Raw genomic sequence first — 22,870 nt, forward strand, 5'->3', positions numbered from 1 at the left:
AAAAGGTTACCTATATGAAGCTTCGCTGCGCTTAGGTGTGTACTTAAAAATTGTGCAGGCACCAGGGGTCAGAACCCGCGGGTTCTGACCCCGCTCTTCGGAGCCGAGATGTATCTGCAGCGGCGAGCTTAAAAGGTTACCTATATGAAGCTTCGCTGCGCTTAGGTGTGTACTTAAAAATTGTGCAGGCACCAGGGGTCAGAACCCAAGGGTTCTGACCCCCCCTCCGTTTGGGGGCTTAATCCATCAGCGGTTTGGCTCTTTCATCAACGATATGACTATCGATTTTGGTATCGAAAAGGCGCTCAGCTAGATAGTGGTGGAAGTCCACAACCACCTGCTCCAGCTCAACCAGTTTTCCTGGCTCACCATGGCGGGATTTCATGGCTTTTTGATTGCGCTCACAGATCCACTTGTCTTCAGCGAAAAAGGCCTCAACGAACTCTTGCTCTCCCGCCCCAGGGTTAATTTTGCTAGAAGAAATAGTGCCTGCTCGAATAATAGAGTTGTTAGCGTCAACAGGAATTACCGATAAATAACCGAGAGTATCACCAAGCAAAATACCAACAAAATTCGGCGGTAAGCTAAATAGCACATAATGTTCCCATAGACGTTGCTGTGATTTGGGCATTAAGGCCATCATGGCATTTTCTGTAAAGCTGCGACTTTCGCCGACCAAATTCCCGCCTGTCAAAGTCCAGTCCGGTTTGCCTTCTATGTAAAATGCTTCACGAGTCGGGGTGTTAACTTCAAGGGTTTCTTGGTGAACTTTAAATAGATGGTAGCTTTCTATGCCATTCTCTACGGCTAGCTTCCAATTGGTCTCCCAGTATTCATTTTCGCCGCCAACACCTTTATCAAAAGAGCCGATATTGTAACGTTGCAAATACTTCTCTATGCCAGAATAGCGCTCACTCAAAGCTTCCGCATTGCCATTAATATTCACAAATATCAAGCCATGCCAGCTTTCCAATTTGAAATGAGGTAGGCAGTGTTTTTCTTTGTCTACAGCAATAATTCCAGGGTGAGGTACGCCAATCAGCTTTCCTTGATCGGTATAGGTCCATGCATGATAAGGACAAACCATGCGGCCTTTATTACCAAAACCTTCATCGTTTAGTGGCGTCCCGCGATGGCGGCATACGTTGGACATAGCTCGTAGCTCGCCATCTCTACCTCGAATAATAATGATGGGTTCATCGGCAATGGTTAATGCGTAGTAATCGCCAGGGTTAGCAACTTCTCCCTCATTACAGACGAACACCCAATCATTGCGATAAATCTTTTCCATTTCTAATTGGTAAACTTCTTCGTCTGAGTAGGCGGCAAATGGTAAGCCGGTGGCCTCCTCAATTTTGGCACTGGCGACTTTTTTTATCGAATCCAGAACTGTCATTTTCATCTCCTTCAGAGTCGTATTGGCTAATCAATCTTTATTGTAATGTGTTACAAACAACTATTTAAAAAAATACCTTTTGCCTCAGCTGCTAGATGAGGCAAAAGGTTGTGTTGTCATTAAGGGCTTGCTTTAGCTTCGGCTGCCGCCGCTTCTCGTTTGCGTTTTTGCTCTTGTTCCCAAGCCCAGATCGGCGGGCGAATCAGCAGCTGAAAACGATAAGACCAACTCGGTGCTTCCCATAATTGCTTGCCCAGCTTGGTAAAGCCATGGAAGAACACAGTAAATGGATTTACGCTGTTAATACGAGGGTAAACACCAAACTTCACTTTCTCGTCTTCTTCGGCAAAGGTGCCAAACATGCGATCCCAGATGATAAAAATACCTGCGTAGTTTTTATCAATGTATTTGCTGTTGGTGGCATGGTGAACACGATGATGCGAAGGCGTGTTCATGATGTACTCGATTGGGCGTGGTAATTTCTTAACCATTTGCGTATGTAGCGCTGTCTGGTATAGCTGCACCAGTGCTTCTGCTAAGAACACCATGAACGGATGGAAACCTAGCATGATCAGCGGTAAGTGGAAAAAGAACGGGAAGAAGCCATCCAGTGGACCGAAACGATAGGCCACAGAAATATTAAAATGTGGCGAGCTGTGGTGAACCGTGTGGGTTGCCCAGCCCAAACCGCAAACATGCATAAAGCGATGTTCCCAGTAGTAGATGACATCCGCTAATAAAATACAGCCCAGCAAACTCATCCAAGTTAGCGGTAGTTGAGTAATGCTGAAGTTTTCGTATACCCAAAAAAAGGCCGTTAGATAAAACAGGATATAAATAAGCCCGCCAATAAAGCGGTAGGCAAATAAAGTGATGAAGTTGGTGATGGAGTCACCAATGAGGTTCCAAGTCACGGCTTTCTTAAAGGCCATAACGATCAGCTCGAAGGCAAACAGGGCCATCATCGCTAGGAAGAACCAGTAGTTTATATACTCATCCCAGCCAAAAAGCTCGAGATCGGTAAGGCGTTGCTGTAAAAATTCCATCATGGCAAAGCTCTCTATTGATAAATCACGAATAAAGACGTCAGCTCGCTGTTTTGGGTGTAGTCGCGACGTTCCACTACCGCTTTAACAGCTTTGCTATAGTCGATATCCTGCCACGCATTAAGCAGCGCATTGTTTCCATAATTACTGGGTTTAAGAAGGGTCTCAATTTTGCCTTTTGGAATCAGTTGCTGCTCGCCTTTCATGCTCGGTTTGTCATAACCGATACTGATGGTGGCGCGGCTGTAATCACTATTGAAATCGCTGTATATGGCGAACACACTCACCGTATAGCTATCTAGCTGGTCGCTAAGGGCGCTATTGCTGGCAAATTCCTGCCACACTTTCTCGACATTAATTAATTCGGTGCTGCGCTGTATGCCAATCACGGATTTGGGCCAGTCTTTTAGTGATGGTTTTGCTTTAGGCTTGGCTGGATGCTCAACTTGAGCCAGTTGCATCGTCGGTGCTTCCGCCTTGCTTGCTTGGGCTTCGCTGGCTGCTACTTGAGGGGAGTCGCTGGCGCTAAGCGCTTTGGCATGATCATTTTGCGCTAGTTGTACATATTCCTGATAATCCTTTAGCTCGAAATAATCTGCAGTAGATTCACGGCCAAAGGCGGCCATGGCGTAGCCAACTTCGCTCATGGTGGCGAAGTCCATGTTAGCACTGCTGTACTTTTCAAATTCAGTGGGCGGTTCGGCTTTTTGCAAGCTGAGGGCAAAGCCTACCACTAAGCCGAGTAAGATGGTGCTTAAGGCTGAGACAAAAAAGTTCATAGTTTTACCTGCTAATCACACTATTACACTTGAGAATAATTTTCATCATTAAGGGCTTCTGCGCCGTATTGCTCTTCGAGTTCACGATAAAACACCGGCAAACGCTTAAAGACATAGGCGTAACAGCCTAAACAAATAGCCATAAAAAACGTTGCCAGAATCATTTTTCCGTCTTCGCTGAGCAAGCCGTTAAACTGGGTGCCAAAGGTCATACCAACAACGGTGGCGGGTAGGAAGATGGCGGCAAAGCGCCCGTCAATGCTGAACTCGCTGTATAGACCAAGTTGAAATGGCGTAAAGATTGCCCATGAAATCGAGTAGATAAGTACCGCAACGGTATAAATCCACTTATCTTGAGGGCCAGTCGATAGGTAGAACATAAAATACACCATTAGGTGAATGCCGCCGGCGATCAGCATGGGGTAAGTGCGCTCAAAACGGCTCGCTAAGTAGATGGCGATACCATTCCCCGTTAGGCTTGCCAAGTAACCTGCGGCAAAAATACTACTAATAAAAGTAGCAGATAAACCCATTTCCATCCCACGATTTGCCGAGTCAGCCCAAAACAGTCCGAGTGCCGCGTACCAAATGATGGTGGTGCCAATAACAATGGCTTTTAAGCGCTTCAGTAAGGGGCTTGCCTTGAAATCTTCGACTTCCTCTTCCTGTTGATCGCCTTTAGGTGTCCATAAGGCCATTGGGATAATGGCGATCAAGCCACAGATCAATAAGAAGGAGAAGGAAAGTAAGGGCATGCTTTCGCTCAAGGTAGGCATCGCAAAGGATGCCACGGCAGACCAAAGTACCTGTGCAAACAGCACCAGGGCAAAAAGAGCCTCTGGGTTTTTCTGGCTGCCAATAATAGAAAAAGCATGGGAAGTAACAATGCCCGCACCCAGGCCGCACATCAGTCTGGCAAATAATGTCAGGTTGAAGTCACCATCGGCCGCCATGGTAATGGCATTACCGGCAATAAAAAGTAATAAGCCTAGCAAACAGCTCAGCTTTAGGCTCAAGCGCTTGCGCCAAAGGTTGAAGCTAAGGCCGCTGACGCAAATACCGAATAGCTCGGCAGTGGTGAGGGTTGCAGTCGATTCGATATCGAAAACCAAGCTAAATGAAGAAAAGATAAAAGGCAGAATATTGGCAGCAGAGCCACCAATCACGGCTAAAACCAGCAGAGCGCTGATCTGTCGTTTATTAAAACTAGATTGAATCATTATTCGCTTCTCGGCTAAAAATCGGCTTCCCGATTAAATTCTCATTGACAAAGGCTTATTGAAATTTGTAGTCTCGCCCATAATACGATCGAACGTTCGGTCATGCAATGGCTTGAGTGATTCGATTGTGGTGTATGCGGAGTGAATGCAAAGAATTTCTAAAACAATAAAGATCGAGAGGCTAGGAGAATGTCAGTGACTAGAAATTTCCCGGTAAAACCATTAGTAGCAGCGGTTGTAGTGGGTTCAACGTTGGCGGCTGATTGGGCGGCAGCGCAAATTGAAGAGGTGTTGGTAACGGCCCAGCGCCGCACGGAATCGGCTCAAGATGTACCTGTATCCCTAACGGCTTACAGTGCAGAAGACCTGAAAATCGTGAATATTACCCGTAGCAGTGAGCTGGCTGCGCAAACCCCCAATATGGTGGCGGTTGATGGTAACTTCGGCCTGTCGGCGCCGATTATCAGTATGCGTGGGGTAAGTAATGTCGATTTTAGTGCGATATCCAATACCCCGATTGCTGTGTACAGCGATGGAGTGATCTTAAACAATATTCAAACCCATGGCTTCGCCATGTTCGATCTTGATCAGGTTGAAATCTTGCGTGGTCCTCAGGGTACGCTATTTGGAAGAAACTCCACAACGGGAGCGATGCAGGTTTTTTCTGCCAGACCGACGGAGGAGTTCAGTGCTGGTATTGAGGCTACCTTTGGGCGCTTTGATCGTTCTCGTCAGGAGGCTTTCGTTTCTGGTGCTTTGACCGAAGATGTTCGCGGGCGTTTGGCCTATGTTAGCAACCGCTCTTCCGGTTATGTAAAAGATCAGTTAGGCCGCGATGCTCAAAACGAAGACGTGCAAGCCGCACGTTTGAGTGTTGACTGGGATGTAAATAAAGACATCGTCGTTGAGTGGCGCTTAGCTCACCAGCAAATCGACAACAAACCAGTGGTTTTTCATAACCAGCTGCCAGCGAATGCTTTTGATCCAAGCTCGCCAGGTGGTGGCGCCTCGGATTATCGTAGAGTTACCCTCAGCCCCGATTATGAGCGAAAAGAAAAGGGCGAGACTATCATGAGCTCCTTAACTTTTGATTGGGATCTGGGTGATGTTAACTTGGTTTCGGTAACGGGTTTTGTTGATCATGATTTCCTTTATCAAAACGATGAGGATGCCAGCACGCAGCCAATCGGACATAGCCAAGCTTTTACTGGGCAGCGTCAGTTTACCCAAGAATTTCGCCTGCAAGGTGAAACCGAAAAGCTCGATTGGGTGGCCGGTGCATTCTTTATGGATGAAGATGTGGAGTCGCAAGCCAGTTATGACATCAACGGTGTGTTGGCGGCAATTCCCCACGGCTTTGTGCCAGGTAGCGATGGCTCAGTGGGTGGCTTTGATGCAGCTCTAGGTCTGAATGGTGCTTGGATTGCATCGGCAGCCGCCGCTGGTTTTGCGCCGACGGACTTTTTGAATGTCGCGCAGGCCTATAATGTTCTGCAGGCAATTGGCCGAATCCCGGCGGGCAATGTTTCTACTCGTGCCAATAAGCACAAGCAAAACTTGGAGAGTATGGCTCTATTCTCCCATTTGAAATATCGCATCAATGATTATTGGGGGGCTACCGTAGGCTTGCGTTGGAGTCGTGATGAAAAAGATCTTTCTGGTCAGTACTTAGGTTGTTATGTGGGGCAAAACCCAAATGCCGGACAAGGACGCTTTGATCAGTTGCAGGGTATTGGTGTTGATCCTAATGCGCCCTTTGGCTTTGATATCGCCGGCTTAGTAATGGATCCGGAAATTTGCGGTGTTAACAATGGCGCGCCAGAGAGTTTTGCTCGCGATGCAAGTTGGGACTCACTAAGCGGTAAGGTTTCATTCGAGTATACGCCCGACGAGGAATCTCTATACTACTTCGGTATTTCTCGTGGCTTTAAGGGTGGCAGCTTTAACGGTACTTATTACAATCGTCTAGTTGAAGTTGATCCTGAAAAGCTGACCTCAATTGAACTGGGGACTAAGCACTATCTGCTGGATCGCCGCATGACTTTAAATGCTGCATTGTTCCAGTATGACTACACGGATTTCCAAGCTGTTATCGCCGTGACTCTACCTTCGCAACTGCAAGGCACTACCGTGGTTAATGAATTGGTCAATGTGCCAGATTCAACTATTCGCGGTGCAGAAGTTGAGATGGCTTACAATCCGGTCACCAACCTGGTATTAACTTTGGGTGCTTCTTGGTTGGATTCGGAAGTGGATAAGCAGCCAACAGTTGCCGCTGGTGCGATCCCAGATATTCGTGGCAATGCTTTTCGCTATGCGCCAGAGTTTACCTTTAATGGCGTGTTGAGCTATACCTTTGAGTTAGGCGAGATGGGCTTTATTACTCCGCAATTGGATTGGTCCTACACCGATGAGTACTTCACGGATATTGCCAATAACCCATTGGGCAAGACGGAAGATAATTGGATGACTAATGCTCGTATCAGCTGGACCAGCACCGATGAAAGCCTCAATGCTACTTTCTTTGTTGAGAACTTAACGGATGAGGTTTACAACAGCTCGAACACTCGTGAATTTACAGAGTCGTTTGGCTCCACCTTTTCAACCTACAGTAAACCTCGCACGGTTGGTTTGACGGTAGCCTATCGCTTATAGCTGTTTAGCGACGGTTAGGTGAGATCCTCACCACATTGCTTGGGGCCACATTGTGGCCCTTTTTTTATGGCTTGCTGCGGCTTCGAATTTGCTAGACTTCTTTTAATTCGTAAAACCTTTCACAGTTTTGGCTGGCTTTGGCCCACTCTGAAGCCCTGCTTCTTTGTTGGTGAAAATCAAAAGCCCTTTGGTCAATGAATTCTTCGTAGACCCAGAAAATTTCTTTTCTTTCGCTGTCCTGATTCACCCTAAAGCAAACGCAGCCGGGTTCTTGTTGGGTAGCAGCTATATGCTGCTGTAGGGCGTTCTTAAACAGCGAGAGTTCATGCATCGGTACTTGAATATAACCTTCTAATATAATCATAAGGGGGATTTGAAACGGCCTTAAGCTGCTTGAGTGCGTGATCATGGCTTAAGTCTGCTAGTGCAGAAATAGTAGTTATAAAGCTTACGCTGTGTAGAGCTCTATTATTTTCACAAGCAGTTGCTAAAATACTTCCCCAATCAGCAGGGGTAAATATGGCAAGACCAAGTGTAAAAGAGGAAAGGGCAGCGGCTATTTTGGCAGCCTTTGAGCGCTGTGTGGCGCGCTACGGGGTCGAAGGGGCGACTTTGGAGCGTATATCACAAGAGTCCGGCCTACATCGCAGTTTGCTGCGTCACCATGTGGGGAACCGTGAGGCTTTGCTTGAGCGTCTGCTTGAGCGTTGTGTGGGCACCGAACAGGATGATATTCAGCGCTTGTTTGATGATCTCCATTCTGGCGATTCCTCTGTTGAGCAAAATGAAGAGCTTATTATTGCCTATCTATTTGGCGAAATGCCGGAGCAAGAGCAATTGCGAATTCGGGTGGCGCTGGCATTGTTGGCGGCGGTAGAAAATTATCCGAGTATCAAAAGACGCCTTAGCCAGTGGAATAATGATTTTATTGCTAACCTTCAAAGCTTGTTGCAGCAGGTTTACCCAAAGTCCCAGGCTGAGCAATGTGCTGCGGTTGCCTGGGGATTAGCGAGTATTTCGCTTAGCCATCTTTCTATGGCGCCTCTAGGTTCCGCAAAACTCTATCAGCGTAGCGGTCTGAAAGCGGCAAAAACCCTGCTGCAAAGTTTGCGGGTTTGATTGTCCGTGAGCCACAAACCCGTGGTAGCACACCGGGGTCAGATCCCGTTTTTAAAAAGTGCGCGGTTTAACAGGCTAAGGCCAACTTAAAAAGTATGGGATCTGACCCCTATTAAAAGTATTTTTGGGCAAAAGGCTCTGCGGCTCAGCGCGCCGGGGTCAGACCCCGTTTCTAAAAAGTACGCGGTTTAGCAGGCTAAGGTTAGCTTAATAAGTGTGGGGTCTGACCCCTACAAGTTCTCCCGCTCTTAAATCGGAAATGCCCTTTGCTCTGGCCGAATATTTTCATACTGCTTAGCTAGCTGCAGCACACCAAAATCATCAAACCTTGGTCCAACAATTTGTAAGCCTATGGGCAAGCCTTCACTACTGTAACCGCAGTTAATGGAAGCCGCAGGCTGCTCGCTGATATTGAATAAAAAATTATTACACCATGGGTCAAATAGTTTGTCGGCATCATCGGCAGGAAGCTCAGCAGGAAATGCAGGGCGGGGAGTCGATGGTAATAACAAATAATCTACTTGCGAACACATCTCCAAGGTTTGTACGCCAAGCTTGCGCATTTGCATGGTGGCCTCAAATAAATCCGGCGCAGAAACGTCTTCACAGTGTTCCGTAAATTTCCAGATGTACGGACTTTGGCGGCGCTTTTCTTCGTTGTATTGCTTAAACTCATTGTGGCAGCGCTGTTGATAATAGAGTTCAGCGCAATCTTCATCGCCGCTTTTAAAAGGCGACTGGATCGGAACAATTCTATGTCCAAGATCTTCAAGTTGCTCGGCGGCTTGGCTGACGGCGGCTAGGGTTTCTGGGTCGGGGCTTGTTCCAAAGCCAATATCTAATAGCAGGCCCAGACGTAAAGAAGGGCGGGCAGATAGCAGTCCTTGGGTAAAATCAAAATCTTGCCAGGCAAGAGAGCGAGCATCGCGCCGATCTGGGCGGCTCAAGATATTTAAATAGGCGGCCGAGTCCATAACGCTGCGTGACATTGGCCCTGCTACTAAGGTGTCAGCATTGCTTGGGAAGTAAGGAACCCTACCTTGACTGGGCTTGAGCCCAAATAATCCGGTATAGGAAGCTGGTAGTCGTATGGAGCCAACAATATCGGTGCCGGCTGCAACGGTATTGAAGCCGGCTGTTATTGCAGCAGCCGTGCCTGAGCTGCTGCCGCCGGTAGTCACGCTGCTATCCCATGGGTTGCGAGTAATTCCATGGTATGAACTGTAGCCGGAAGCCAATATGCCAAAATCTGGCATGGTGGTTTTACCTAATGAAATCATTCCAGCTTCTTTTTGGCGTGCAACGAGAGGGCAGTCTTCGTTCCAGTCGATATCGTCAGCATTATTGGCGGTTGATCCGCGGTAACTTTTTTGATCGCGACTTAATAGTGCATCTTTTACACTTGTAGGGGTGCCGTCTAAAACACTATTGGGTTCACCATTAAACCAACGCTGTTCGGATTTTTGGGCCTCGCGACGGGCGCCTTCATGGTCAATTTCGTAAAAGGCGTTGTATTTGGAGTTTAGCGCTTCGAGGCGCTGCAATTGAGTGTCGATAACTTCCTTTGGACTTAGCGCTTTGTTTTGATAAAGACGGCTGAGTTCCAGTGCGCTTAAGTTAGAAATGTCACTCATGAAGCGTTCCCTAGTAGGCTGGCTTGATTGTTAATGGTTTCATGGATCAGTGGGTACTTTTCTTCGCCACTCTGGCTACTTTTGTGATCGATAAAGAACTGGTGTAAGGCAGCGGCGATACTTGGGTAAGCGAGCTGTGACCAAGGGATCTCGTTTTGCTTAAAAAGCTGAGCTTCTAAGGTTTCTAGGCCTGCTTCTACCTTTGGACTCAGCAGCTTGGCTCGGTAGTACATATAGGTTTGATTGATATGGGGTAGGTTATACACCGCGTACAAAGATTGAATCTCAAGCTCCGCACAGGTTTCTTCTTTAGCTTCGCGCATGGCGCCTTCATCGCTGGACTCGCCGTTTTCCATAAAGCCGGCCGGCAGACACCAGAGACCTTTTTGTGGCTCAATACCTCGTCGGCAAAGCAATACCTGGTCTTGCCAATGAGCAATGACGCCAACGACTAGGTTGGGGTTTTGGTAGTGAATACGACCGCAGTGACTGCAAATAAAGCGCTCGCGCAAATCGCCCGCAGGTATTGCGAGTATTAAACTGTGCCCGCAGTCGCTACAAAATTTCATGCTAAAAGCCCGGCAAATTTGCCTCGGTAAAACGCCAGTGCTTCACCGTCATTGTGTTGTAGTTTCTCTACTTTGCCGATCAGCAAGCGATGGTCGCCGCCGTCGTGATTAGCGTTTAAAGAGCATTCAAATCGAACTAGGCAATCTTCCATGGCTGGGGCGCTCTGTTCGCCTTGAGCAAGTTTAACGCCGGCAAATCGGTCGCCGTCTTTACTGGCAAATTGGTAGGCTAAGTCGCCCTGGCTGTGCTTAAGGATATGGATGTTGAAGTGGCTGCAACTATTAAAGGCCTCAAAGTTGCTACTGCCTTTGCCGATGCTCCATAGCACTAGTGCTGGCTCTAGCGATAATGAGTTGAAGCTGCTGGCTGTCATGCCAACTGGCTTACCGTGTTGATCAAAGCAAGTGATCACTGTAACCCCGGTGGCAAATTGGCCTAGGGCATCTCTGAGCTCTCTGGGGTCTATCGGCTTGTTGGTGTGCTTTTCTTCCACGGTACCACTCTCACAAATTCAATTTCTGTCTGATATGTGTCCATTGTCTTCAAATCTGCTCAATAAGCAACGAACGAACGTTCGATAATATTATGTTCGAGAGCTATTTAAGTCAAATTTTAGTCGATCAAATGGGTTTAATTTGATCTTGACATGATCGTTCGTTCGGTTAAAAGTATATTAAGTAATTATTAGACTTAGAAAATACTATTTGATTGGCATTTTCAGCGCAGTTTGGCCAAAAGTGCCATTTGTGTTCCTGGCGTCTCGTAAGGCTCGCCAGTCTGTCGCAGATACAAAAACGATGAGGTAATTAAAAGCCGATGGTGGAGCAATCACTTAGTGGTCATGGCCCTTGGGCCGAGTATCAAGCGCGTTTGAATGCGGGGCAGCTTTGCATTCAGCAAGGGGGCGATGGTCAGTTTTTCTTTTATCCGCGCGTTATTGCGCCCGGCAGTGGCAGCAATGATTGGCAGTGGGTGGCTGCCAGTGGTGCAGCCAGTATTTATTCACTTAGTCGAATTCCGCAGCGGCCAGAGCGCGGCGGTGACTATTACGTAGCGATTGTAGAGCTTAAAGAAGGGCCGAGAATGATGACTCAATTGCGCCTGCAATCGGATGAGCTACCAAAAATCGGCGATGCAGTTGAGGCTTTTATCGAGCAGCAAGAAGGCGCTGATGCGCTATTGCTTTTTAAGCACGGTTTGCAGGAAGGGGCGCGCTAATGTCAGCTGAAAGTTTACGTGGAAAGGCTGCGGTTGTTGGCGTAGCGCAAGCAGGTATTGGAAATTACGAAGGCTGGCAACCATTAGAGTTAATGGGAGTCGCCGTGCAGCGTGCTCTGGAAGATGCCGGCATAGGGCTGCACGAAATTGATGGGCTTTGTGCGACTACAGGCTCCCATTATTTTGCCAACCTTAGTGCTGCTGAATATCTAGGTATTCAGCCAAGTTTTACTAGTTGCGATATGAATGGCGGCTCGTCGTTTATGTCTCAGCTTTTGCAGGGCGTAATGGCGATTGAATCTGGCTTGTGCAAAACCGTGCTCATTGCCTACGGCAGTAATGCGCGCAGCAATGGCGGTAATCATGCGGGGTTAATTGAAACCCCAGAATGGGAGCAGCTCTATCGCCCACGCATTCCCGTCACCGGTTACGCCCTGGCTGCAGCAAGACATATGCATGAATACGGAACAACTAGAGAGCAGTTGGCTGAGGTGGTGGTGGCGGCTCGTGCTTGGGGCGCGATGAACCCAGAAGCTTTTGTTCAAGAAAAAGTTGATTTAGAAACGGTACTTGCCGCGAAGATGGTTTCTGATCCGCTATCGGTAATGGATTGTTGTTTGGTAACTGATGGCGCCGCAGCGATGGTTTTAGTTGCTAAAGATCGCGCCAAAGAATATGGCAAACAAGCCGCTTATGTCCTAGGGGCATCTTCGGCAACAACTCATCGACAAATAGATCAGATGCCTGATTTGACAACAACGGCCGCAGTACAAAGCGGCAGTCGTGCCTATCAAATGGCTGGCGTCCAAGCCAGTGATATCGATGTTATCCAGCTGTATGACGCATTTTCCATTAACGTCATTTTATTCTTAGAAGATCTTGGTTTTTGCGCTAAAGGTGAAGGCGGTGCTTTCGTTTCTGCTGGGCGAATTGCGCCTGGTGGTGAGCGTCCAGTCAATACCAATGGGGGTGGTATCTCCTGTGTGCATCCCGGCATGTACGGTTTGTTTTGCATGATCGAAGCAGTCCGTCAGTTACGCGGTGAATGTGGCGATCGACAAATACCATCGGCCGAGCTTGCTTTGGCACATGGTAATGGCGGCACGCTGTCTAGTCAGGCAACGACGATCTTTGGCACAGAAGCTTGTTTATAGGAGTTAAAAATGCTCGGAAAAATGATGGATTTTCAGCTCACCATTCCTGTGGTTATGCGTCATGCCGCAAGAATCCATGGTGATACTGAAATTGTTTCTAAATTGGCGGATGGCAGTTTGCATCGCTACCGCTATGCAGATGCATTTAAACGCGCTGCAAAGTTGGCGGGCGCTTTAGAAAAGCTTGGCGTTAAACAAGGCGATGTAATTGGAACCCTGGCGTGGAATAGTTATCGTCACTTTGAATTGTATTATGGGATCCCAGGAGTAGGAGCAGTATGCCATACCATCAACCCGCGTCTATCCGATGAACAGTTTGATTTTGTATTAAACGATGCTGAAGATCAGTGGGTATTTGTTGATGCAGACTTTTTACCTTTGATGAGCCGTCTGGCCGATAAATTTAAAACGGTTAAAGGCTATGTGGTTCTTTGTGATGAGGAGGCAATGCCGGCTCACGAACTACCTAACGTTTACTGCTATGAGACACTTTTAGCCGAGCAAAGTGGTGAATTTGATTGGCCAGAGCTCGAAGAAAACCAGGCCTGTGGTATTTGCTATACCTCGGGTACTACCGGTAATCCAAAGGGTGTTGTTTACAGTCATCGTTCAACTGTATTGATCAGTTTGACTGCAAATACTAGTTCTTCCGTTGGCATGCTGCCAGAAGATTCCTTGTTGGCGGTTGTGCCTATGTTTCACGTAAACGCTTGGAATATTCCATACGCTGGCGCAATGGCTGGTGCCAAAATGGTTTTTCCTGGGCGCTTTATGGGTGACGGCCAAGCACTAGCCGAGTTAATGAACGCTGAGCGCGTTCGCTTTGCTTCGGGTGTGCCCACGGTTTGGCTGGCCTTGTTGCAGTATTTGCGCGAAAGCAATACCAAGTTGGAAACTGTTGAGCGTTTGATGGTAGGTGGCGCTGCAACACCTCTTGCGTTGATGCAGGCCTTCGAAGAAGAGCAGGGTATATTCATGCAGCAGGGTTGGGGAATGACGGAAACTAGCCCTTTAGGCACGATGAATATGCCAACGCCAAGCATGATGGCAATGGAAAAAGATGAGCAATTTGCATTGCGCAAAACTGTAGGTCGCCCAACTTTTGGTATCGAGGTGCGCATTGTTGACGATGCTCTAAATGAAATGCCTTGGGATGGTAAAAGCCCTGGCTCTTTCCAAGTGCGCGGCCCATGGGTGTGCTCTCAGTATTTAGGCATAGAAAAAGCCGATGCCCACACTGAAGATGGATGGTTTGATACTGGCGATATCGCCGTTATTGATTCTAAGGGCTATGTCTCCATTACCGATCGCAGCAAAGATGTTATCAAATCCGGTGGTGAATGGATCAGTTCTGCTGATCTCGAAAACGCTGTGATGGCTCATGACAAAGTTTTGGAGGCCGCCGCAATTGGTGTTTACCATCCCAAATGGTCTGAACGCCCCCTCTTAATTGTTGTTAGCAAACCCGGTGAAGAAGTGAGTGAGCAGGAATTAAAAGACTTCCTGGAAACTCAGGTAACGCGCTGGTGGATACCGGAATCCATTTTGTTTACGACTGAGCTACCGCACACCGCAACGGGGAAAATCAGCAAAAAAGACTTGCGTGAGCAATACCGTGATTTTTCCTACGAGGGATAAAGTTTGATGTCTGAATTTAATCAGTATGTAAATTATTCTGTTCAGGGCGATTTGGCGACACTGAGCATGTGCCATGCGCCAGTGAATACCTTGAGCTATGAGCTTCGTTGCGCGATCGATCATTACCTGGATGCGGCTGAACAGGACGAGCAGGTCAAGGCTGTACTAATTTGTTCAAGCCTAAAAGCATTTTCGGCAGGTGCAGATATTACTGAGTTTGGCAGCGAAAAATCTTTTGCTGAACCAAGTCTGCCGTCTTTATGCAATCGTATAGACAGTTTTCCGAAGTGGGTGATTGCGCAGGTTTCAGCTTATGCCTTAGGTGGTGGCTTGGAGCTGGCTCTTGCAGCGGATCAGCGTATTGCTGAAGCGGGCAGCCGCTTGGGATTGCCGGAAGTCAATTTAGGTATTCTGCCAGGGGCCGGTGGTACCCAAAGATTACCAAGAATAATACCTATGGCGACTGCAGCAAAAATGATGTGCGACGGTAAGCCGATTTCTGCGGAGCAGGCTTTAGAATTGGGCTTGATTGAAGCCGTTTTTGAAAGCCAAGAGCAAGCTAATGAGGCTGTCTTGGCCTTAGCAGAATCCTCTAAAAACGTTGAGCCTATCAATATGTTTGAGCAGAGCTTCACGGTAAGTGAGGATGATGAGCAAGCCTTGCGAGCTTATCAAGCGCAGCAGTCTCGCCGCTGGTATGGTCAAAAATCCCCTGCTGCTATTGTTGAGGCGGTGCGCGAGGGGATGAGGCTAAGCTTGCAGGCGGGCCTTGCCTTGGAGCGAAAACTCTTTGATGAATGCGCTAATAGCTTCCAGGCTCGAGCTTTGCAGCATGCTTTTTTTGCTGAGAAAGAAGCATTGAAAGTACCTGGTATTAATTCAGCTGATGCCTCTTTGGAAATCAACGAGGTAGCCATTATTGGCTCCGGATTAATGGGTTGTGGCATTGCTATTAACTTCTTATTGGCTGGCATTAGAACTCGTTTGTTAGATGTAAATGCAGAGGCATTAAAGAAAGCCCGCGCTTACATTACTAAAACTATTGAATCTAATCGCGATAAGGGTCGCATCAGTGCTGCTAAATGCGAAGCATCTTTAGCGGCTCTTGCCACAGTAAGTGACTATCAAGAATTAGCAAATACCGATCTGGTTATAGAGGCGGTATTTGAAGATATGTCAGTGAAAAAGTCGGTATTTGCTGAGCTGGATCGCCACTGTAAGCCCAGCGCGATTCTCGCTAGTAATACGTCCACCCTCGATCTGAATGAAATTGCCGAGGTTTGCTCTCGCCCAGAGAATGTTATCGGTCTGCACTTTTTTAGCCCGGCCAATATTATGAAGCTGCTTGAAGTGGTGCGTACCGAGCGTACCTCGGCTTCGGTTTTGGCAAGTTGTTTGCAGTTAGCAAAAACTATAAAGAAAACTGCGGTGACCGTGGGTGTGTGCTACGGCTTTGTGGGAAATCGCATGGTAGCCCCCTATTCACGTGAAGCGTTTCGTATGGTGCTTGAAGGTGCGACGCCAAGTGAGGTTGATTCTGCGTTGCGGGAATTTGGCATGGCAATGGGCCCAATTGAAATGGCTGATATGGCGGGCATTGATGTCGGCTGTATGGCAGCTCTGGCTAATCAAAATGAGTGGCAGGGTGAAGAAAGTTATCAGGCCTTACAGTTTGCCCTGCGTGAGCAAGGCCGCTTAGGACAAAAAACGGGAGCCGGGGCTTATCAATATCCGGAAGGTAAAAAACAAGAAGATCCACAAGTATTGGCTCTGGCCACTGAGATTGCTGAAAATCTCAGCATTAAACAGCGAGAGATCTCAAAAGAAGAAATTGTTCAACGTTGCATCCTCAGTATGGCCAATGAAGGTATGCGTATTCTTGAAGAAGGCATTTCTTTGCGCTCTGGTGATATCGATGTGATTTATCTCAATGGCTATGGCTTCCCTCGCTGGCGTGGCGGCCCAATGCAATATATCGATGAGCTGGGCTTGGATAATATTCAGGAAAGCTTAGTTCAATTGAAAAAGAGCCTTGGGGAATATGGTGAGCGTTGGTTTAAGCCAGCCGCCCTGCTAAGTGAGCTATCTGAAAATCAGAGCAGTCTTAAATCATATAGAAAATCATAAAGGCTAAGTGTCTAGCCTAAAGCGAATACAAATTTTTTGGAGTTATCTTATGAGTCAACGTCAAGCCCTTATTGTATCAACCGCACGTACGCCAATTGCTAAAGCCTTTCGCGGTGCTTTCAATATTACTAAATCACCCACCTTGTCTTCTTACTCTATTAAAGCGGCGGTAGAGCGAAGCGGTTTGGCCGCTGATCACTTTGATGATTTAGTAATGGGGACTTCATTGCAGGCCGGTACGGCAGGCATGAACTTAGGTCGTATGGCGGCTTTGGCTTCAGGCTTGCCTTTAACGGTTTCTGGTCAGTCGATCGATCGTCAATGCTCTTCTGGCCTAATGTCGGTGGCGACAGCGGCAAAGCAAATTATGGTTGATCGTATGGATGCCGTCGTGGCGGCGGGGCATGAGCATATCTCCATGGTGCAAACACCGGCCTTCGATTGGATTATGAAGGAAAAAGACGAAACGGTTTTGGCTAATGCTGATACGGCTTATATGCCAATGCTGCAAACTGCTGAATATATTTGTAAGAAGTACGGTATCTCTCGCGAATCGCAGGATGAATATGCCTTGCTGTCTCAGCAACGCACTGCGGCAGCGCAGGAGTCGGGTGCTTTCGACCAGGAGATTGTTCCTGTTACAACGACTAAAGCTGTTTTTAACAGGGAAAGCAAAGAAACTTCGTTTAAAGAAGTGACGCTAGGTATTGATGAAGGTAATCGTCCACAGACTACACTGGAAAGTTTGCAGGCGCTGAGCTCGGTTATCGAAGGGGGTTATATTACGGCGGGTAATGCCTCTCAGCTTTCAGATGGTTCGGCGGCCTGCGTCTTGGTTTCTGATGAATTGGCCATGCGTGAAAACTTACAGCCGCTAGGTGCCTATAAAGGCATGATGGTAGCGGGACTAGAGCCCGAGGAAATGGGTATTGGTCCTATCTATGCTGTACCAAAGTTGCTCAAAGCTCATGGCTTAACTGTTGATGATATTGGCCTTTGGGAATTAAACGAAGCCTTTGCTTGCCAGGTTATCTACAGCGCTGAAAAGCTAGGTATTCCAATGGATAAACTGAATGTAAATGGCGGTGGTATTTCGATTGGCCACCCCTATGGCATGACAGGCACTCGCTTAGTGGGGCATGCCCTAATCGAAGGTAAACGCCGTGGTGCGCGTTATGTTGTCGTCACTATGTGTGTGGGCGGCGGTATGGGTGCTGCAGGTTTGTTTGAGGTTCTGTAAAGCTGCAAGAAATATCTACTAGCTGATTTAACACCGTATTAATTCGAGAGAAAGTATTTTGACCCAGTATCACGTTCCCTACGAGAGCATTCGTTTTGCTTTTGAGCAAGTAATGGAGGTCCCTGCGGCCTATACAAAAAATAATCCCGATATGGATATGGAATTTGTATCGGCGATTTGGGCAGAAGCCGGCCGCTTTGCCCAGGAGCAGTTGGCTCCTTTAAATCAAAGCGGCGATGAGGGCTGTCAGTGGCAAGATGGCGAGGTGACTACGCCCACAGGTTTTAAATCGGCCTATCAGCAATTTGTAGAAAATGGCTGGCCCGCTCTTGCTCAGCCAGAAGAGCTGGGAGGCCAAGGCCTGCCGATGAGCTTACAGTTTTCAATTTATGAGATGCTGGTGAGCGCAAATTTGGCTTGGACGTTATACCCAACCATTACTTGGGGTGCGGTTACTACCCTAAAAAACCACGGCACTGAAGAGCAAAAGGCCGATTATTTACCCGGCCTAGTGAGTGGGCAATCACAGGGGACTATGTGTTTAACCGAAGCACATTGTGGCTCTGATTTAGGTTTGTTAAAAACCAAAGCAACGCCGAATGAAGATGGCAGCTATGCGATTAGTGGTGGCAAAATTTTCATTTCTTCGGGTGAGCACGATATGGTCGACAATGTGGTACATATCACTCTGGCCCGTATTGAAGGTGCACCTGAAGGGGTGCGTGGAATTTCATTGTTTTTGGTGCCTAAGTTTCTCCCCAATGAGCAAGGTGAGTTTAATCAGCGTAACACTGTGGCCTGCGGTTCTATCGAACACAAGATGGGGATTCACGGAAACGCGACCTGTGTTATCAACTTTGATGGTGCGAAAGGCTTTTTAATTGGTGAGCCCAATCGTGGTTTAGCCAATATGTTTACCTTTATCAATGAATCACGTGTCGATGTTTGCTTGCAGGCCCAGGGCCAAATAGAGAAGTCATTTCAAAATGCCTTAGCTTACGCTAAAGAGCGTTTACAAATGAAGGCGAGTCCGCGTTTTTCAACTGATAGAGCGGCTGATCCAATTATTGCCCACCCAGAAATACGTCGCTTACTGCTTACGCAGCAGGCCTTTTCCGAAGCTTCACGAATGATGTCCTATGAGCTAGCAGAAAAGGTTGATCGTCTGCACGATGGCGGCGAAGTGGCAGCTGAGGCTCAAGCCGTGCTGGCCTTCTTAACGCCAATTGCTAAGGGCTTTATTACTGAAGCTGCTATGGAAGCCACCAGTCACGGTGTGCAGATTTTAGGTGGCCATGGTTTTATTTCCGAATACGGGATGGAGCAGTTATATCGCGATGTACGTATCACGGCGATATATGAAGGCACCACGGCAATTCAGGGCATCGATCTTATTAGCCGTAAGATAATTGCAGATGACCAGCGACAGCTAAATGCCTTTATTGATCAAGTCAGTGCAGCTTGCGAAGAAGCTAAAGCCAGCGATTTGCCCGATCTTAATCAGTGCGCCAGTGCTCTGTCGGATGTCGTGGCTGACTGGCAAAATTTGAATGCAAGCTGCTTGGCGAAATTTGCAGAAAACTCTGCGGAGGTTAATGCGGCCGCCAGCGATTATCTGATGTTCTGTGGTTACATTGTGGCGGCGTATTATCTGTTGCGTGCTGCAAATAAAGCCAATGCCTATCAGGGCGGTGACTATAGTTCTGAGTTTCTTGAGCAAAAGCAAGCTTTGTTAAGTTTCTATGTTGCACGTATTTTGCCGCGTACCCAAGCACTGGCGGCGGCTATTAGTGCGGGTAATGACTCCATTGCTGATTATTGGTTAAAAGAGCCGTTCTAGGTTTCTTGCTGGCTAGGTTGATTGTATGAGTAAAAGAAAATTATCACATACTCGCAATATCCAGGTGCAAGCCTTTGAGCGCGAAGATGGTTTATGGGATATCGAGGCACATTTAACCGATAAGAAGCATTTTAGCTTGGGCACCCCAGATCGAGAGTTGATCACAAGTGACGATTATCTTCACGATATGTGCTTTCGTATCGCTTTAGATTTGGATATGACTATTCAAGAAGTGGAAGCCACGATGAGTGATACCCCTTATCTGCGTTGCCCTGATGTTTTACCAAACTATCAGCGTTTATTAGGCGTGGTAATAGGCCCAGGTTGGCAGCGTGAGATTAAACAGCGGCTTGGGGCAACGGAAGGCTGCACTCATTTGAGAGAGCTACTTGGCCCTATGGCCACTGTAGCTTACCAAGCCATTACAGATGCGGTTTATCGCCCAATAGACTACACCGAAAACCCACAAATATTTAAACCTCTGGTTGATAGTTGCTACGGCTTAGATGCTGCTGGTGATGTTATCCCAAGACTTTGGCCAGAGTTTGTTGAAGTAAAAACGAATTAGAGTAAAGAGGATACTATGAGTGAATCTCTACAGGCGACTCGCCTACAGTTGTTAAAAGATTTTGCCCAAGCTTGGAATGATCACGATATTGAGGCCCTCATGGCTTGTATGTCAGAGGATTGCCGCTTCGATAGCTCGGCAGGTGCGGATATTTTTGGTAATCGTGCGGAAGGTTTGGTAGCTGTTAGGGAAAGCTATCTAGCTATCTTTAAGGTCTTCCCTGATGCAAAGTGGAACGAAGACACTCACTTTGTTGCGGGTGACCGTGGTGTGTCCGAGTGGCGTTTTACGGGCGCCAAGGCTGATGGCAGTAGTGTCAATTTAATGGGCTGCGACCTATTCGAATTTGCTGGTGATAAAATCAAAGTTAAAGATTCTTATCGCAAAACCCCGGCTTAACTATCTACTTGAAAACCGATGGAGTCATTTATGAGCGCTATTGATAAAGAAGCTATTGAGGCGGTTTATAAAACCTTGGTCAAATCTTTGTTGAAAAAAGACTACGCTACTGCAAGAGCTTTGTATGTTGAGCAGGGTGCTTATGTCAAAGCAGACGGTGAGTTAACTCAAAATGAGACAGAGCTTAATGCCGAGCTTGAGCGCTTCACGGATATTATCGCCAATATGGCTTTGGTAAAGCGTAGTATTCATATTGTTGAAAATACGGCTTTGGTAGTTGTTGCTTGGCATTGGGCGGATGCTAAATCTGATTCGCCTGAGCTTCACAAGGCTATTGATGTTTTACAGAAAAATACTGATGGTGAGTGGCAATTTATAATTGATAATCCGATGGGCTTGTAAGTCAGTATCGATAAGGTAGAAGTCTGACCGCATGCTTTGCTTGATGGAGGCTATTTAGGGGGCGCAAAAAGCTGGATCCATCCAAGCTCACCTCCTCTTGGATTCGCACCATCCGGGTGCTCAGCCTTCGGCCAAGCCCAAAATCTCTCCTAGAGATTTGGTCAAGTCGGAGATGCCCCTAAATAGCCTCCTTCAAGCAAAACATTCTACATTTGTGCCTTAATAAAGTTTGCTTGTAGTTAATTTGATTTGGTGTAGATATCTTGAAGGCAACAATGGTTGAGGTCATTTTGTCGTAGAATGTCATGAACCTAGATCGCTTTGAAGGGCCGTCTCCGACTTGGAGGAGGAGACGAGCTAGCATGGATGCTGCTTTTTGCGTGCCCATCAAAGCGGTCTAGGTTCATGGCAGGCGGTCAGGTCGGCACTTACTAATTCTTAGCTTTCATTCTAGAGATGCGAAACCTCCAATACAGCAATATTGCCACAATCAAGGTAAAACCCTCTGCCAAGGTAATGCTCAGCACCGGCGAATACTCGGGTAGAAAGTTAATGAACAAGGTAATAAACAACAAAGGTAAAATTAAACTTCGGCATAGGGCGATTAGAGATGAAGCGGCGGCTTTATGTAGAGCTGTTAAATAGGCTGAAAGGGTAATGTTCAAGCCATTTAAAATAAACACCGGCCACAAAATACTGGCAAACAACATGGCTTGCTCAAGTAACTCAGGATTTTGACCTTTAATAAATACCGCCATAATCGAATCAGCCGAGCTGAGTAGTAAAGCACTAAAAGCGATACCGACGGAGATGCTGCTCGCTAATGCAATGAGCAAGAAACGGCGGAGCTGGTCCCATTGCTTGGCGCCATAACACTGGCTGCTTAGTGCCTGCAGGCAATCGGCAATACTGAAGCTGACTAGAAGACCAATAAACATCGTGTAATTGACCAGGCTGAACGCCGCTAAGCCTTGAGTGCCTAATTGTTTGATAATGAGTAAGTTAATAATAAATGCGACAGTGCCAGCCGACATCTCATTAATAAACTCAGAAAGCCCATTAAAAGCGCTTGCAGCAAGGCTGCTCCAGTTCTTTTGACGAGTGCTGAAATGCAGAATTTTATCTCTCTGAAAAAAGTATAACAGTAAGACCAGTAAAGCCGATAACTGAGAAAGCCCAGTAGCAAGGGCCGCACCGTATAACCCTAGATCGAGTTTTGCGATAAATAGATAATCCAGGGCAATATTTAAAACGGCGGCGGCTATCAAAGCAGCTGATGCGAGAGCAGGTTTGCCTGCAATGCGCACAAAGAAGTATAGGCCTACGCTTAAAGCTTGAATGGGTAAAAATGGCAGTAAGGTTTTGAAATAATCATTAAGCAGCTCTTTCAGTGAGTCTTGCGCGCCTAGTAGGCCATAAAGGGCATCAGCCAGCAGAAAGCTACTGCCGGCAAAGAGTATTGATATCAGTGCTAGTGCGATTAGGGTTTTGCTGAAAATCGCTGAGCTATCGTCAAGATTTTGTTCGCCAATCCACTTGCCGGCTGATACCGAGCCGCCGACGGCGAGCATATAAAAAAGCCCGGCATACATCGAGAAAATAGGGATCAGCAGGTTGATGGCTGCCAGAGCGGTTTCACCTTCATAGCGGCCGATAAAAATGCCGTCCACGATAGATGCCGAGGAGATGGCTAGTAGGCCGATAAGTGAGGGCAGCAAGTATTTTAAAAAGGTGCGACCCGCCGGAGCATGGCTGACAGAGGTACGGTTATGCATAGGGTTAATTGTAAGTGGTGATAAACAATAATTGTATAATAATGCATTCTTTATTCAATGGATTTGATACAATTGGGCAAAATTTGGGGG

20 protein-coding genes are annotated in these 22,870 nt (G+C 47.2%); 11 read left to right on the top strand and 9 right to left on the bottom strand.

Features of this window, described 5'->3' with window-relative positions:
* Window positions 1-238 precede the first annotated feature (238 nt).
* The 4 genes from Q1A08_RS06660 to Q1A08_RS06675 form a co-directional block, all read right to left on the bottom strand.
* On the bottom strand, window positions 239-1,396 hold the full coding sequence (locus Q1A08_RS06660; protein WP_299771124.1) for an aromatic ring-hydroxylating dioxygenase subunit alpha: 1,158 nt from the start codon (window positions 1,394-1,396) through the stop codon (window positions 239-241).
* A gap of 119 nt (window positions 1,397-1,515) precedes the next feature.
* Window positions 1,516-2,445 (bottom strand): sterol desaturase family protein, encoded by a 930-nt coding sequence (locus Q1A08_RS06665; protein WP_299771126.1) that lies wholly within the window; start codon window positions 2,443-2,445, stop codon window positions 1,516-1,518.
* Between the two features lie 11 nt (window positions 2,446-2,456).
* Window positions 2,457-3,221: a hypothetical protein gene (locus Q1A08_RS06670; RefSeq protein ID WP_299771128.1), complete on the bottom strand. Its 765-nt coding sequence runs from the start codon at window positions 3,219-3,221 to the stop codon at window positions 2,457-2,459.
* Window positions 3,222-3,244: 23 nt separating this feature from the next.
* Window positions 3,245-4,441 carry an MFS transporter gene (locus Q1A08_RS06675; RefSeq protein WP_299771130.1) on the bottom strand — a complete coding sequence of 399 codons (1,197 nt, stop codon included), beginning with the start codon at window positions 4,439-4,441 and terminating at the stop codon, window positions 3,245-3,247.
* 195 nt (window positions 4,442-4,636) lie between these two features.
* Here Q1A08_RS06675 and Q1A08_RS06680 point away from each other — a divergent pair, with 195 nt between their 5' ends.
* Window positions 4,637-7,096 (top strand): TonB-dependent receptor, encoded by a 2,460-nt coding sequence (locus tag Q1A08_RS06680; RefSeq protein ID WP_299771132.1) that lies wholly within the window; start codon window positions 4,637-4,639, stop codon window positions 7,094-7,096.
* A 91-nt stretch (window positions 7,097-7,187) separates the two neighbouring features.
* Here the strand turns inward: Q1A08_RS06680 and Q1A08_RS06685 are convergent, their stop codons facing one another.
* A complete protein-coding gene (locus Q1A08_RS06685) occupies window positions 7,188-7,505 on the bottom strand; it encodes an antibiotic biosynthesis monooxygenase (RefSeq protein WP_363323501.1) in 318 nt (105 codons plus the stop codon).
* Between the two features lie 110 nt (window positions 7,506-7,615).
* Here Q1A08_RS06685 and Q1A08_RS06690 point away from each other — a divergent pair, with 110 nt between their 5' ends.
* Entirely contained in the window at window positions 7,616-8,215 is a 600-nt protein-coding gene (locus tag Q1A08_RS06690; protein ID WP_299771136.1) for a TetR/AcrR family transcriptional regulator, read from the top strand.
* 248 nt (window positions 8,216-8,463) lie between these two features.
* Here Q1A08_RS06690 and Q1A08_RS06695 read toward each other — a convergent pair whose 3' ends face one another.
* The 3 genes from Q1A08_RS06695 to Q1A08_RS06705 are packed head-to-tail and all read right to left on the bottom strand — an operon-like array spanning window position 8,464 to window position 10,912.
* Window positions 8,464-9,849, bottom strand: coding sequence for an amidase (locus Q1A08_RS06695; protein WP_299771138.1), 1,386 nt, complete (start codon window positions 9,847-9,849; stop codon window positions 8,464-8,466).
* Window positions 9,846-10,418 (bottom strand): NUDIX hydrolase, encoded by a 573-nt coding sequence (locus Q1A08_RS06700; RefSeq protein WP_299771141.1) that lies wholly within the window; start codon window positions 10,416-10,418, stop codon window positions 9,846-9,848. Before Q1A08_RS06700 ends, Q1A08_RS06695 begins: the two co-directional genes overlap by 4 nt.
* Window positions 10,415-10,912, bottom strand: a complete 498-nt coding sequence (locus tag Q1A08_RS06705; protein ID WP_299771143.1) for a flavin reductase family protein — start codon at window positions 10,910-10,912, stop codon at window positions 10,415-10,417. The genes Q1A08_RS06700 and Q1A08_RS06705 overlap by 4 nt, the downstream gene beginning before the upstream one ends.
* 323 nt (window positions 10,913-11,235) lie before the next feature.
* Here Q1A08_RS06705 and Q1A08_RS06710 point away from each other — a divergent pair, with 323 nt between their 5' ends.
* Genes Q1A08_RS06710 through Q1A08_RS06750 form a run of 9 tightly spaced genes read left to right on the top strand, consistent with a single transcriptional unit; the run spans window position 11,236 to window position 21,005 of the window.
* Complete coding sequence (locus Q1A08_RS06710; protein ID WP_299771145.1) at window positions 11,236-11,637, top strand: OB-fold domain-containing protein; 402 nt, start codon at window positions 11,236-11,238, stop codon at window positions 11,635-11,637.
* On the top strand, window positions 11,637-12,791 hold the full coding sequence (locus Q1A08_RS06715) for an acetyl-CoA acetyltransferase (RefSeq protein WP_299771146.1): 1,155 nt from the start codon (window positions 11,637-11,639) through the stop codon (window positions 12,789-12,791). Before Q1A08_RS06710 ends, Q1A08_RS06715 begins: the two co-directional genes overlap by 1 nt.
* A gap of 9 nt (window positions 12,792-12,800) precedes the next feature.
* Entirely contained in the window at window positions 12,801-14,429 is a 1,629-nt protein-coding gene (locus Q1A08_RS06720) for a long-chain fatty acid--CoA ligase (protein WP_299771148.1), read from the top strand.
* Between the two features lie 6 nt (window positions 14,430-14,435).
* Window positions 14,436-16,556 (top strand): 3-hydroxyacyl-CoA dehydrogenase NAD-binding domain-containing protein, encoded by a 2,121-nt coding sequence (locus tag Q1A08_RS06725; RefSeq protein WP_299771150.1) that lies wholly within the window; start codon window positions 14,436-14,438, stop codon window positions 16,554-16,556.
* A gap of 49 nt (window positions 16,557-16,605) precedes the next feature.
* Window positions 16,606-17,796, top strand: a complete 1,191-nt coding sequence (locus Q1A08_RS06730; protein WP_299771152.1) for an acetyl-CoA C-acyltransferase — start codon at window positions 16,606-16,608, stop codon at window positions 17,794-17,796.
* 58 nt (window positions 17,797-17,854) lie between these two features.
* Window positions 17,855-19,636 carry an acyl-CoA dehydrogenase family protein gene (locus Q1A08_RS06735; protein ID WP_299771154.1) on the top strand — a complete coding sequence of 594 codons (1,782 nt, stop codon included), beginning with the start codon at window positions 17,855-17,857 and terminating at the stop codon, window positions 19,634-19,636.
* Window positions 19,637-19,661: 25 nt separating this feature from the next.
* Window positions 19,662-20,204, top strand: a complete 543-nt coding sequence (locus tag Q1A08_RS06740) for a DUF2889 domain-containing protein (protein ID WP_299771155.1) — start codon at window positions 19,662-19,664, stop codon at window positions 20,202-20,204.
* A 15-nt stretch (window positions 20,205-20,219) separates the two neighbouring features.
* The gene (locus Q1A08_RS06745) at window positions 20,220-20,603 is read left to right on the top strand and encodes a nuclear transport factor 2 family protein (protein ID WP_299771157.1); all 384 of its coding nucleotides are present in this window, start codon (window positions 20,220-20,222) and stop codon (window positions 20,601-20,603) included.
* A 30-nt stretch (window positions 20,604-20,633) separates the two neighbouring features.
* Window positions 20,634-21,005, top strand: coding sequence for a nuclear transport factor 2 family protein (locus tag Q1A08_RS06750; RefSeq protein WP_299771159.1), 372 nt, complete (start codon window positions 20,634-20,636; stop codon window positions 21,003-21,005).
* 431 nt (window positions 21,006-21,436) lie between these two features.
* On the opposite strand, the gene Q1A08_RS06755 is transcribed toward Q1A08_RS06750, so the two are convergent.
* The gene (locus Q1A08_RS06755; protein WP_299771161.1) at window positions 21,437-22,780 is read right to left on the bottom strand and encodes an MATE family efflux transporter; all 1,344 of its coding nucleotides are present in this window, start codon (window positions 22,778-22,780) and stop codon (window positions 21,437-21,439) included.
* Window positions 22,781-22,870 lie beyond the last annotated feature (90 nt).

Origin of the sequence: uncultured Pseudoteredinibacter sp., from assembly GCF_947500695.1 — a bacterium.
Taxonomy (GTDB): Bacteria; Pseudomonadota; Gammaproteobacteria; order Pseudomonadales; family Cellvibrionaceae; genus Pseudoteredinibacter.